The organism is Hylemonella sp. GW821-FHT10B10, from assembly GCF_059415585.1.
Genome location: NZ_JBWKNN010000004.1, coordinates 1 through 12736, shown reverse-complemented (window position 1 = coordinate 12736; position 12736 = coordinate 1). Strand labels below are relative to the sequence as shown.

Below are 12736 nucleotides of genomic sequence, written 5' to 3'. Positions count from 1 at the left end.
CGCATGGTTACATGAAAATGCGACAAAGCGTAATTTTATTTCACTCATAATTCAAGGCATGAAACAACTCGATGCGCTGCGCCAGTTCACCACCGTGGTGGCCGATACGGGCGATTTCCACCAGCTTGCAGCGGTCAAGCCGCAGGACGCGACGACCAACCCCTCGCTCATCCTCAAGGCTGTCCAAAAACCGGAATACCACCCGCTGTTGCAGCAGACGGTGGACCAGTTTCGTGGGCGGGCCCTGGACGAGATCGTTGATCGACTGCTGGTGCGTTTTGGGTGCGAGATCCTCGCGTTGATTCCAGGGCGCGTCTCGACCGAGGTCGATGCGCGGCTGAGCTTTGACACCCAGGCCACGGTGGCGCGGGCCGAGCGCATCATCGAGCTGTACCAGGCCCAGGGCATCCACATCGACCGCGTGCTGATCAAGATCGCTGCGACCTGGGAAGGCATCCAGGCGGCCGCGCAGCTGGAGCGGCGGGGCATCCATACCAACCTGACCCTGCTGTTCTCCTTCTGCCAGGCCGTGGCCTGCGGGCAGGCCAGGGTGCAGCTGATCTCTCCCTTTGTAGGTCGCATCTACGACTGGTACAAGAAGACCGCCGGCAGTGCCTGGGACGAGGCCGCGAACAGCGGCGCCAACGACCCGGGCGTGAAATCCGTGCGTGCCATCTACAACCACTACAAGCGCCACGACATTGCCACCGAAGTCATGGGAGCGAGTTTTCGCAACACCGGGCAGATCGTGGCGCTGGCGGGTTGTGATCTGCTGACCATTGCCCCTGAGCTGCTGGCGCAACTCGCAGACAGCGAGGCGCCGGTACAGCGGGCCCTAGAGCCCGAAGCCGCGCGTGCGCTGGATCTGCCGGCCGTGCATTACGACGAGGCGGGTTTCCGTTATGCGCACAACGAAGACGCCATGGCGACGGAGAAACTGGCCGAAGGCATACGCGCCTTCGCAGCCGACACGGCCAAGCTCGATCAGTTGATACGGGCTGCTTAGGGACTGAGCCCGCGCTCAAAGAGGCACCCAAGAAAAAACCCGCAGCGTGCTAGCACTGCGGGTTTTTTCTTGAGTATCGAGTGACGTAACGTCACCCGATGCAGCATGAGGGCACAAGGCAAGGCGCAAACGCGCTGACAGTGCTTTTGACACGGCAAGCGTTTGCACCGCCGCCATGTGCCCCCAGGCAAGGAGCATTTACATGCCCATATCGCCCATGCCGCCCATACCACCCATGCCGCCAGGCATGCCGCCGCCGGCTGCGCCTTCGTCCTTCGGGGACTCGGACACCATGCACTCGGTGGTCAGCATCAGCGAAGCGACCGATGCGGCGTTCTGCAGCGCGGTGCGGGTCACCTTGGTCGGGTCCAGAATGCCCATCTCGATCATGTCGCCATAGGTGTCGTTGGCGGCGTTGAAGCCGTAGTTGCCCTTGCCGTTGAGCACGGCGTTCACGACCACGCTGGCTTCGCCGCCGGCGTTGAAGACGATCTCGCGCAGGGGGGCTTCGATGGCCTTGAGCACCAGCTTGATGCCGGCGTCCTGGTCGGCGTTGTCACCCTTGATGGTGCCAGCAGCCTGACGGGCGCGCAGCAGGGCCACGCCACCACCGGCCACAATGCCTTCTTCCACAGCAGCGCGGGTGGCGTGCAGGGCGTCTTCCACGCGGGCCTTCTTTTCCTTCATTTCGACCTCGGTGGCAGCGCCCACCTTGATCACGGCCACACCGCCGGCCAGCTTGGCCACGCGTTCCTGCAGCTTCTCGCGGTCGTAGTCGCTGGTGGCTTCCTCGATCTGCACGCGCACTTGCTTGACGCGGGCTTCGATGTCAGCGGCAGCGCCGTTGCCATCGATGATGATGGTGTTTTCCTTACCCACTTCGATGCGCTTGGCCTGGCCCAGATCGGCCAGGGTGACCTTCTCGAGCGACAGGCCCACTTCTTCAGCGATGACCTTGCCGCCGGTCAGGATGGCGATGTCTTCCAGCATGGCCTTGCGACGGTCGCCGAAGCCCGGAGCCTTGACGGCAACGACCTTCAGGATGCCGCGGATGGTGTTGACCACCAGGGTCGCCAGAGCTTCGCCTTCGACGTCTTCGGCAATGATCAGCAGCGGACGGCCGGCCTTGGCCACGGCTTCCAGCGTGGGCAGCAGGTCACGGATGTTGGACACCTTCTTGTCGTACAGCAGCACGAAGGGGTTGTCCAGCAGGGCAGCCTGCTTCTCGGGGTTGTTGATGAAGTAGGGCGACAGGTAGCCGCGATCGAACTGCATGCCTTCAACGACATCGAGTTCGTTCTGCAGGCTCTTGCCGTCTTCCACGGTGATCACGCCTTCCTTGCCGACCTTGTCCATGGCATTGGCGATGATCTCGCCGATGCTGGTGTCGCTGTTGGCGGAGATGGAGCCGACCTGGGCGATTTCCTTGGAGGTGGTAGTGGGCTTGGATGCCTTCTTCAGCTGCTCGATCAGGGCCGTCACGGCCTTGTCGATACCGCGCTTCAGGTCCATGGGGTTCATGCCGGCGGCCACGTACTTCATGCCTTCGCGCACGATGGCCTGGGCCAGCACGGTGGCGGTGGTGGTGCCGTCACCGGCGTTGTCGGAGGTCTTGGAAGCGACTTCCTTGACCATCTGCGCGCCCATGTTCTGCAGCTTGTCCTTGAGCTCGATTTCCTTGGCCACGGACACACCGTCCTTGGTCACGGTCGGGGCGCCGAAGGAGCGCTCGAGCACCACGTTGCGGCCCTTGGGGCCCAGGGTCACCTTGACGGCGTTGGCCAGGATGTTCACGCCCTCGACCATGCGTGCGCGGGCTTCACCGCCGAAAATTACGTCTTTAGCTGCCATTTGTCTTACTCCAGATTCAAATTCAAATGATTAAGTCGGATGGATAAATCGCGCTGCGATTTACTTCTCCACCACGGCAAACAGGTCTTCCTCTTTCATGACGAGGAGTTCGTCGCCGCCGACCTTGACGGTCTGGCCGCTGTACTTGCCGAACAGGACGCGGTCGCCGACCTTGACGTTCATGGCGATGATTTCGCCCTTGTCGTTCTTGCGGCCGGGGCCCACAGCCAGCACTTCGCCCTGGTCGGGCTTCTCGGCGGCGCTGTCGGGAATGACAATGCCGGAGGCAGTCTTGGTTTCGTTTTCAACGCGTTTGACAATCACGCGATCGGCCAGAGGACGCAGTTTCATCAGGGCTCTCCTAGAGTTTGAAACAAGAGGTTGGAAGATCTGAGGGCCGAAGTTGGCACTCATTAACTTGACATTGGACCCGGAGTGTTAGCACTCGAATCCAGTGAGTGCTAATCATAAGGCAATTTCAGGCCTTTTCAAGATCGCGGCCGGACAGGGGCGGCGTTGTGTGCAGGAAACAGGCGGAGGGAATAGTTCACGCTGGCCGGGGCACGCAGCGCTTGTGGCCAGGGGAGGGCAAAGGCCTGACCCATAATCAAAAGATGCTTCGGCAACAACGCGAGATTTTCGTCGGCTTCCTGATTCTCTGTGCCCTGGTCCTCGGGTTGATGGCCACCCACACTCTGCGGCGGGTGGACCAAGCGCTATATGACGAACAGTCGCGCTGGTTGCGTGCGCTGGCGCCGGGTGCCCTGCCGCAGGACGTGGTGGTGATCGGCCTGGACGAGCAGGCCTACGAGTCCTTTCCCGAGCCCTATGCCTTATGGCATCGGTACCTGGGGGAACTCTTCACCGGTCTGGCTGTTGCCCGCCCCGCCGTCGTGGGGGTCGCCGCACCGCTGCCGGTCCGCTCCTACGATTTCCTGATCAAGGGAGTCGATGCGCCCCTGCTGGACGGGGTTCGCAAGCTGCGCGCCACGACGCCCCTGGTGCTGGGCCAGCCCATGGGTTTGGAGCGCCATCTGCGACCCATCGCCCCCGAGTTGCTGCAGGCGGCCGGCGACGAGGCCTTGAGTTCATTGGTGCTGTGCGAAGACCGGGATGGCATCGTGCGTCGCATCAACCAACGCCGCTGTATCGACGAGGACCGCAACCCTTCTTTGGCCGACCTGATGGCCAAGGTGCTGGGGCGCGAAAGCTCGGCGCGCGGCCTGATCGATTACACCGTCGGCGGGCCGATCGAATACACCTCCCTGCAGACGGTGCTGGCCTGGCTGCGCCAAGGACAGGCCGACGAGCTGCAAAAGCTGGTCCGGGGGCGGGTGGTGGTGGTGGCCAGTCTGCTGCCCAACGAAACCCGTTACCGCCTGCCGGTCGCTCTGGCCGCCTGGGACCCCGAGAACCGAAGCGGCCCAGCCGCCCTGGTGCATGTGCAGGCCCTGCGCTCGCTGCTGGGGCGTGGTTGGGTCGATCCGGTGGAGACCACCCTGTCCTGGCCGCTGGCCCTGGCCATGGTGCTGCTCTGGTTCGGTCGCAATGGTTGGGTTAAGACGCTTGCATTGGTGAGCGTGGTGGTCTTGATCACAGGTGTCTCCGTGCTGGGACTGTGGCGTGGTTGGTACCTGCCCCTGGGCAGTCTGCTGGGGGTTGCACTGCTGGCCTTCCTGGCCCGCCTGACCTGGGAGTCGGTACGGCACTACCGTGAAAAGCAGGCGTTGCGCACGGCCTTTGCCGGCCACGTCAGCCCGCAGGTGATGCGTGCCATCCTGCGCGGCAGCCTGCAGCCCGAAACCGCAGGCCAACGTTGCCGGGTGACCATACTCTTTGCCGATATCCGTGGGTTCACGGCCCGCAGCGAGCAAAGCTCGCCCGAGACGCTGATCGAGTTGCTGAATGGCTATTACGCCGAAATGGGAGCGGCCATCCATGGGTGTGGCGGCGCCGTTGACAAATTCATCGGGGATGGCCTCATGGCCACTTTCGGTTTGCCGCAGCCGCTGGACGCACCGGAGCGCAATGCGCTGGAGGCGGCGCAGGACATGCTGGTGCGCCTGAATCGCCTCAACGACGAACTGAAGGCTCAGGGCCATGCACCGCTGGAGATCGGTATAGGCATCCATGTGGGTGAGGTGGTGGCGGGTTATGTGGGCTCGCGGCGGCGGCGGGATTTCACAGTGATCGGTGACCCGGTCAATACGGCTTCCCAGCTGGAGTACATGAGCAAGACGTTGGGCTACCCCGTGATCTGTTCGCACGAGGTGGCACAGGCCGTAGGCCAGGCCGGCGGCCTGGTCGATCTGGGCGCACAGGCCATCAAGGGTCACACGGACGTGCATGTCTGGGGCTGGAATCCGCCGCTGAGCCGGCGTGTGGACGGGACGGCCCAAGCTTGAAGACACTGGTGACCAGCCGACTGTACGGCTATGCCCTCATGACCTGGCTGGCGCTGACCCGCTGGTCGCGTCTGGGTGAACCGCAGCTACGCTACCAGCTGTACCGGCAGATCCACACAACGGGCATTGCCGCTCTGCCCGTGACGGGTGCGCTGGCGGCGTTGACAGGGGCAGCGGCCGTGACCCAGCTGACGGCGTTGGCTGGGCAGAACAGCGATCTCGCGCAGTCCTGGCTGTTTTATGGCTTGTTCTTCGAACTGGCGCCGCTGCTGTCGGGCTTGGTGATGGTGGCGCGCAGCAGCGCGGCCATGGCCTCGGAGCTCGCGGTCATGGACCAGCATGACGAGTTTCAGGCGCTGCGTCGCATGGGCATACCACCGGCCGATTACCTGCTGCTGCCGCGCATCATCGGGCTGGCGCTGGGCTTGCCTGTGGTCACCATCTTTTTCCAGATCGTCGCCGTGGCCAGCGGCTGGCTGGCGGTCTCATTGTTGCAGGGCCTGCCCCTGTTGCAGGTGACCGGGCATTTTCTGGAGCTGGCCGATCCCTGGTTGACGCTGCTCAGCCTGCTCAAGAGCGCGATCATGGGCTTGCTGATCGGCGTGATCGCCTGCCACCATGGCAGCAGTGCCGGGGGGGCCTCCCGCGATCAATCAGGCATCGCCATCCATGCCGTGGGCAACGGTATGGTGGCCGTGTTCCTGGTCGACGTGCTGGTGGCCTTGCTGGTGTACTGGATCAAGCGATGAAGGCGTCTTTGATGAACTGGATCAAACGCCGGCAGGCCGCGGTCGCCTCGCTGGTGCGGCGGCTCGGCGCGCGCGCTTACCTGCTGTTCGCCCTGGTGTTCACGACGCTCATAGTGGCCGACCTGGGCCTGCTCAATATGGTGGCTGCAGCCGACACCAAGCTCTTCGACACACTGATCTCGCACCGCCTGCTCGCGCCCAAGCCAGATCCGGACATCGTCATCCTCGACATCGACGAAGCCAGCCTGGCCGGCATGGCCAGGGAGCAGGGCCGCTGGCCCTGGCCGAACCGCGTGCTGGGGGACATGGTGCGTGGGCTGGAGGCGCAGCAGCCGCGCGCCATCGTCTTCGACATCCTGTTTTCCGACCCGGACGTGCAACGGCCCGAGAGTGACGCGGCCTTCAATGCCGACATCGCGCGCTCGACCACGACCTTCTTCCCCATGTTGCGACTGGACCCGCAGAACGATCGCCTGAGCCGCATCCCGGTCGGCGCGCTGCCTAGTGCGCGGGCGGTCCAACCAGGGGCCGAAGCGCAGACACCGATTGCCATCATCCTGCCCAAGGTGCCGGCCGCGCTGGACAACGGGCGTCTGGGTACGCATCAGGTGACTCCCGATGCGGATGGCATCATCCGACGGTACCCGACCTGGATCGAGCACGCGGGCTGGCGCATCCCCTCGATGCCGCAGCGCATTGCCGAGGAGTTCGGTTTTCCCGGCGCCGATCAGACCGAAGTGCTGATCAACTGGCGCGGCAAGCCTTTCTCCTACCAGTTTGTCTCCTTCGTCGACGTGTATCGCGATCTGAAGTCCGAGCAGAAGCAACGGCCGGTCGACGAGTTCAGGAACAAGATCGTCATCATCGGCTCCACCGCGCCCAGCCTGTTTGATATCAAGGGCACGCCGATGGCGCACATCCATCCGGGGGTGGAGATCATGGCCACGGCCATCGACAACTTCAAGAACGGGGACTACCTGCGCGAGCGGCCCAAGTGGGTGATGAAGCTGGCGGCCCTGCTGTTGATCTGGTGCATGGCCATCGCCCTGTACCGCCAGACCCGCATTGAGGTGTTCGACACGGTGTTCGGTGCATTGCAGGGTGCGTTGGTGGTGCTGGCCTTTGCCGTGGTCAACCTGACGGACTGGTACCTCGATGCCTCGGCACCGTTGTCGCTGGGGCTGTCGTACTTTGCGCTCTCGCGGGTTTACTACGGTCTCGCCAGAAACTGGCTGGCCAACAGCCGTGTGCAGGACATGGAGAGCCAGACCCAGGGCCGGCGCCTGCTGGCCGTGCTGGCGATTCGTCTCGAGGGGGCCGCGGCGGCCCAGCGTCGGCGGCTCAAGGGTGACCTGGACCATCTGGTGGCGCGGTCCCGGCACGAGGCCGGACGCATCGTCGATCTGATCGAGGATCCGGGTTTTGTGCAGAAAGTTTTTTCTGATGTGATGCTGGTCTACTGGCTGCTCGAAGACCCTGCTGACAACTGGCAGGAAGATGCCGCGATGATCGAGCAAGGCCTGATGCTCACGCGCGCAGCAGACGTGGTCGATGGCCACTTGCGTTTTGCGCGCAGGCAGGAACTGATTCGTTGGGAAACGACAAACGGATGGACAGCTTCTGCCTTTACTACTATTCTCGCTGCGATGAACGACACTGTCAGCGTGGCCGCTTCACTTCCCACTGATCAGGAAAACCACAGATGAAAATCACGAAGCAATTTGCCTGGGGGCTGGCTGCAGTGGCCATGGCCTCGATCACCACACTGGGTCATGCCGCTGATCCGGTCACCGACAAGAAGGTCGGGGCCAAGCCGCTCGGCGGCGCTGCACTGTTGCAACTCGACGATGGACGCAGCGGAAAAGGCAACCTGATCGCCACTACTGGTATCCGCGGTTTCAGCAAGCCGCCGGCAGTGGCTGCGCACGCGCTGATCATGACCATCGGCGACTACCAGGGCAATATCCCCAAGCTCAAGGGTGTGCCCTTTGACACCGCGACGGCCACGGAGATCGCGCGCCGCATGGGTGTGCCGCAGGCCAATATCCGCGCGCTGAGCGACGGGCAGCTCACGCTCGAAGGGATGCGCAAGGCCTTCGATGAGCTTGAAAGCAAACTGGGCGGCGACGACCAGGTGTTCATCTACTACTCGGGCCACGGCGGACGCCAGCTGGTGCAGGAGGCGGGTGTCGAGCGCTGCGCCGAATCCCTGATCACCGTCGAGGGGCAGCCCTTCACCGATGCCGAGATGGAAGACCGGCTCAAGCGCCTGTCGGCCAAGTCGCAGAAAACCATCGTGTTCCTCGATGCCTGCCATTCCGGCGGCGTGACCACACGCTCGGTCGGCAACGCACCTTTCGCCCCCAAGTCCTATACCGCCGGGCAGAGTTGCGTCAAACCCACCAATATGCTGACGCGCAGCATCAACGCGCCCAAGCCTGCGGGTAGTGGTGGCGCCAACTTCGTGCACATTGCCGCGGCCCGCGACAGCGAGGTCTCGCTGGACCAGCCCGGTCGCGGTGGCGTGGCCTCCCAGGCCTGGCTGGCCTGCCTGGCCGGCGCAGCGAAAGACACGGATGGCAGTGGTGGCCTGTCGGCCGGCGAGATCCAGGCCTGCGCGCAGGACCGCATCAACGACAAGCTCAAGAATGTGCAGGGTTTCCTGCCGCACCATGTGTCGGTGAACGGCAACCCTTCCATGGTGCTCAGCTATGCCGCCAAGGACACCGGGGTGGCCGTGCCGGCCCCGGCACTTGCACCTGCGCCGGCTGCCGTGCCGGTGCCGCTGGCCAACGTCGGTGTGGTGGCGGCGCCCGCCCCTGCCGCTGCGCCGGTTTCCGCTCCAGCGGCGCCAGTGGCCAAGCCCTCGACGCTGGCCGCGCTGCAGGACATCTACAACAGCCGTGACGACCGTCGCCTCGTGACGCTGACAGCGGCCAAGCCGGCCCTGAAGATCGGTGTCGACACCGTCGATTTCACACTGAGCTCACGCGAAGGGGGCTACGTCTACCTCGTCATGGTGGGCTCCGACGGACAGACCTTCGATCTATTGTTTCCCAACCAGATCGACCGCAACAACGTGATCGAACCGGGCGGTACCATGCGCCTGCCGCGTCCTGCCTGGCAGCTCTCGGCCGAAGGCCCTCCTGGCAAGAACACCCTGCTGGCCATCGTGACCGACAACCCGCGCGACTTCAGCTCGGCCGGGCTCAAGCCGGCAGGACCGTTCTCGGTGGTGGACTCGGTGGCAGCCAAGGACATCCAGCTGGTGACCGTGGGCGCGGCCGCCCCGGCCGATGCGGAATGTGCCAACCCGGCCAGCGTGCGTAATCTGTCGATCAAGAAACGTTGCTCCACCGGTTACGCCGCTGCCCTGCTGACCATCGAAGAGGTGCGCTGACGTGCGCTGGGAGGCTGTACGCCAGCAGCGTCAGCTGTGCCTGCGCCATGGTGGCGACGCCGCGCTGCGCCTGCCGCTGGACCAGGGCGGGTCTTACCGCCTGGTGGCGCCGGATCTCGCCAGCATCGATGCTGCCCTGGCCGCGTTGGAGACAGTGCCTGGTGTGGCCGTGCTGCCGACTGACGGCGGCTTGCTCGGGACCATGACGGTGTCGGCCAATCTGTCGCTCGCCTTGAGCTACGGCGTGGAGGTCGATGCCCAGGCCCGGCGCGACTTGGACCACACGCTGCGCTTGGCGTTCAAACTCTGCGGCATCAGTGAAGAACGCCAGCGCAGCCTGGCCCGTGAACAGCCCATGCGCATGGAGCGTCAGGAGCGTTGGCTGGCCGGTTTCATGTTGCAGCTGATGCGCCCGTCCGAGCTTCTGGTGTTTGACCGAGCTTTTGCAGGCCTGTCGCGGCGCCAGGCCGAGACGGTGATCGCGCTGACGTCGGTCTATCATGAGTTCCATCCCTTCCGTCCCACGCTGTTCGTCGATCTCGACGCGCATGGCCTGCCGGAGTTGCCGCAGTGCCGCAGCACGGTAGAACTGGGGGCGGAGTCCCCCGAGGTCCAGACATGTCCATCCTGATCGAACAGGACAGCGAAGTCGCCCTGTTGCACCGGGGAACACGGCGCTTCCTGCTGGCCGGCTTGCTGGTCACCGTACTGATCATCGCCGCCATCTTCGTGCGTCAGGGCCTGCTGCGCCAGACGGCGGTGCTCACCTTCGTGACCGAATCGGCCCAGGACATCAACAAGGGCCAGGCCGTCAAGATCGCGGGCTTCAAGGTGGGCGCCGTAGATGCGGTGACCCTGCGGCCCGATGGCCAGGTGGAGGTGGAGCTGGAGATCGATGCCGACTCGATGCGTTTCGTCACGCGCGACGCTGTGATTGAGCTGCGCAAGGAAGGTCTGGTCGGTTCGGCTGTGCTCGAAATCATGCCGGGCCCGGACCGCACGCGGCTTGCAGCCAATGGCGCCAAGCTGGCCTTTACCCGCGCTGACGGCCTGACCGCCATGGCCAACAGCCTGCGCGACAAGATACTGCCCATCCTGGGCGACATCAAGATCATCACAGGCACGTTGGCCGACTCACGCCAGGGCCTGCCGGCCACGCTGGGCCAGGTGCGCGAGGCCACGGCCTCGCTTAACACCCTGCTCAAGACCGGCAACCAGCAGCTGGGTGACGTGGGGCAAGCCGCCACCCGCGCCGTGGGCAAGGCCGAGGCCAGCTTGGTGCAGTTGGACAAGACGCTCTCCACCGTCAACAACCGTCTGCCGGGTCTGCTGGACAAGGCGCAGGGCATCGTCGAGCACATCGAGAAGATCACGGCAGAGGCTGAGAGCACGGTGCCACCTCTGCTGCAGGATGGTCGCGCCGTGGCCGGCGACGTGCGCGAGATATTGACCGGGGCCAAGACGGCCTGGCCGATCAAGAACCTGATCGATGCGCCGGCCTCATCCTCACTAAAGGCGGACAGCGATCCGCGCGCGGAGGGTAGTCGTGCGCAGCGTTGAGCCATGGCGCTACGCCCTCTTACTGGGCGCGCTGCTGCTGGCAGCTTGTGGCTCTTCTCCCAAGCCGCCGCCCGAACCACGTCTGCGCGTGCAGGCGCAGGAACTGGAAACCAGCGGTGCGCGGCGGTACGCCCAGGGTGACTACGTTGCGGCCGCGAGGCATTTCGCCGAGGCGGCCCAGCTGCGCAGCAGTTTTGACGATGCAGGCGCCGCCGCACGCAACCGTTTGCAGCAGGCCCAGGCGGAGCTGGCGGGGGGGCAGTCGCAGCAGGCGCTGGACCACGCCAGCGAGGTCCGGGAAGAAGCCCTGCAGGTGCAAGCCCTGCTCTTGCAGGTGCAAGCCCTGCTGGCGCTGGAGCGTACCGACGCGGCGGCAACTCAGCTGACACGTTTGACATCTCTGTGCGAGGCGCGCTGTGCCGAGCGTGGTCGGGTGCAATTGCTGCAGGCACGCGCAGCCTGGGCGCAGGGCAAGGCCGCGCAGACCGTGGCGCTGACCGAAGCTGCCCTGCCACAGTTGCGCGAACAATCCGAAGAGCGTGAAGTGGCCAATGCCTGGCGCTTGCTGGGCGCTGCACGATGGGCGCAGGGCGAGGGTGCAGCTGCCTTGCAAGCCGCACAGGCGGCCCTGGCCATCGATCGTCAACTGGCCGTGCCGGAGAAGATCGTTCGCGACTGGTTGCTGATCGGCGATATCCAGCGCCGTGCGGTTCCTTCCGAAGCGCGCCTGGCCTACCAGCGTGCGTCTGCCGTGGCGCAGGCGGCCGGATTGAGAGAACTCGCTCAACTTGCTGATCAGTCCATCAAGGAGACTTCACGATGAAGAAAAATGCCAGCCGGCTACTGGCCGGTCTGCTCATGTGCTCGTTGCTGATGCCTGCGCGGGCGCAGACCTTGCCGGCAACGCCCGCCGCGCCGGGCGCGGGCAATTCGGAAGAAGTGCAGCCCAAGTTCTTTATCTGGGGATTGCTGCTGAACATCGCCGTGAAGTTCGCCATGTCGGCCTTCACGGAGTGGCGCCAGAGCAAGCTGACCAATGATCTGTCGAACCCGATCAACTACAAGCAGTTGCTGCTCAATTCGGCCAAGGCCGGTTTTGTCTCGACCGTCGGTGGTGGCATCACAGGCCTGTTCGGTTTCAAGTCGGTGGGTGCCGAGGAGAACACCGTGGCGGACCTGCCGACCAAACCCATACAGGTCGAGAACGGTCAACCCAACTACCAGGGTGCGCACGTGGCCGTCGTTGCCTTCGACAAGGCCGGTGCCGTGACGGGGCTGCGTCCTGTGACCGCGGGTTTCCGCAGCGGTGACCGCATCAAGATCAAGTTACTGCCGACCTTCGACGCGCTGATGGTCATCGAAAATATCAACCCCCAGGGGGTGCGCAAGCAGATTTACCCGCCCAGCCCCAGCGAGGCGGTGGCTTTGAAGGCCGGTGTCGAGGTCCTGGCCCCGCTGGGCGCGGATCAGTTTTTCGAGTTTGCTGGCGTCACGGGCGACGAGCAGCTGGTCATCACACTGCGCGATCCCCGTGCGGCAGGTGCCGCTGAGTCCAAGGCGGAAGTCAGCCGTAAGGATGAGGACAGTGGCTCCAGTTTTGTGCAGGAGACGGTGCCCGGGACTTATCCGGTGATCGCCCAATCGTTGAAGCTTCGTCACGAACGCTGAAGCCAACTGCCCCCCAACGACAAACCCCGCCAAGGCGGGGTTTGCTGTTGGTGCCGGAGATGTGGGGGAGAAGGTGAGCTCAGCGTCCCGGATCCCC

General features: G+C 64.2%; 11 protein-coding genes. 9 read left to right on the top strand and 2 right to left on the bottom strand.

What is annotated here, in order from left to right; genetic code table 11:
- Positions 1–58: 58 nt before the first annotated feature.
- Entirely contained in the window at positions 59–1006 is a 948-nt protein-coding gene (gene tal / locus AC07NT_RS15835) for a transaldolase (protein WP_498600188.1), read from the top strand.
- Positions 1007–1204: 198 nt separating this feature from the next.
- On the opposite strand, the gene groL is transcribed toward tal, so the two are convergent.
- Positions 1205–2857 (bottom strand): chaperonin GroEL, encoded by a 1653-nt coding sequence (gene groL, locus AC07NT_RS15830; protein ID WP_498600189.1) that lies wholly within the window; start codon positions 2855–2857, stop codon positions 1205–1207.
- A gap of 60 nt (positions 2858–2917) precedes the next feature.
- Positions 2918–3208, bottom strand: a complete 291-nt coding sequence (groES, locus tag AC07NT_RS15825) for a co-chaperone GroES (RefSeq protein WP_174253249.1) — start codon at positions 3206–3208, stop codon at positions 2918–2920.
- Positions 3209–3471: 263 nt separating this feature from the next.
- Between groES and AC07NT_RS15820 the strand changes: the two genes are divergently transcribed.
- The 8 genes from AC07NT_RS15820 to AC07NT_RS15785 are packed head-to-tail and all read left to right on the top strand — an operon-like array spanning position 3472 to position 12639.
- Positions 3472–5262, top strand: coding sequence for an adenylate/guanylate cyclase domain-containing protein (locus AC07NT_RS15820; RefSeq protein ID WP_498600191.1), 1791 nt, complete (start codon positions 3472–3474; stop codon positions 5260–5262).
- Between the two features lie 8 nt (positions 5263–5270).
- Entirely contained in the window at positions 5271–6011 is a 741-nt protein-coding gene (locus tag AC07NT_RS15815; RefSeq protein WP_498600192.1) for an ABC transporter permease, read from the top strand.
- Between the two features lie 11 nt (positions 6012–6022).
- The gene (locus AC07NT_RS15810) at positions 6023–7717 is read left to right on the top strand and encodes a CHASE2 domain-containing protein (RefSeq protein ID WP_498600193.1); all 1695 of its coding nucleotides are present in this window, start codon (positions 6023–6025) and stop codon (positions 7715–7717) included.
- Complete coding sequence (locus AC07NT_RS15805; RefSeq protein WP_498600195.1) at positions 7714–9411, top strand: caspase family protein; 1698 nt, start codon at positions 7714–7716, stop codon at positions 9409–9411. The genes AC07NT_RS15810 and AC07NT_RS15805 overlap by 4 nt, the downstream gene beginning before the upstream one ends.
- Position 9412: 1 nt before the next feature.
- Complete coding sequence (locus AC07NT_RS15800; RefSeq protein WP_498600196.1) at positions 9413–10042, top strand: hypothetical protein; 630 nt, start codon at positions 9413–9415, stop codon at positions 10040–10042.
- Positions 10030–10971 carry an MlaD family protein gene (locus AC07NT_RS15795; RefSeq protein WP_498600198.1) on the top strand — a complete coding sequence of 314 codons (942 nt, stop codon included), beginning with the start codon at positions 10030–10032 and terminating at the stop codon, positions 10969–10971. Before AC07NT_RS15800 ends, AC07NT_RS15795 begins: the two co-directional genes overlap by 13 nt.
- Positions 10958–11794: a hypothetical protein gene (locus tag AC07NT_RS15790; RefSeq protein WP_498600200.1), complete on the top strand. Its 837-nt coding sequence runs from the start codon at positions 10958–10960 to the stop codon at positions 11792–11794. Before AC07NT_RS15795 ends, AC07NT_RS15790 begins: the two co-directional genes overlap by 14 nt.
- Positions 11791–12639 carry a hypothetical protein gene (locus AC07NT_RS15785; protein ID WP_498600201.1) on the top strand — a complete coding sequence of 283 codons (849 nt, stop codon included), beginning with the start codon at positions 11791–11793 and terminating at the stop codon, positions 12637–12639. The genes AC07NT_RS15790 and AC07NT_RS15785 overlap by 4 nt, the downstream gene beginning before the upstream one ends.
- Positions 12640–12736: the final 97 nt, after the last annotated feature.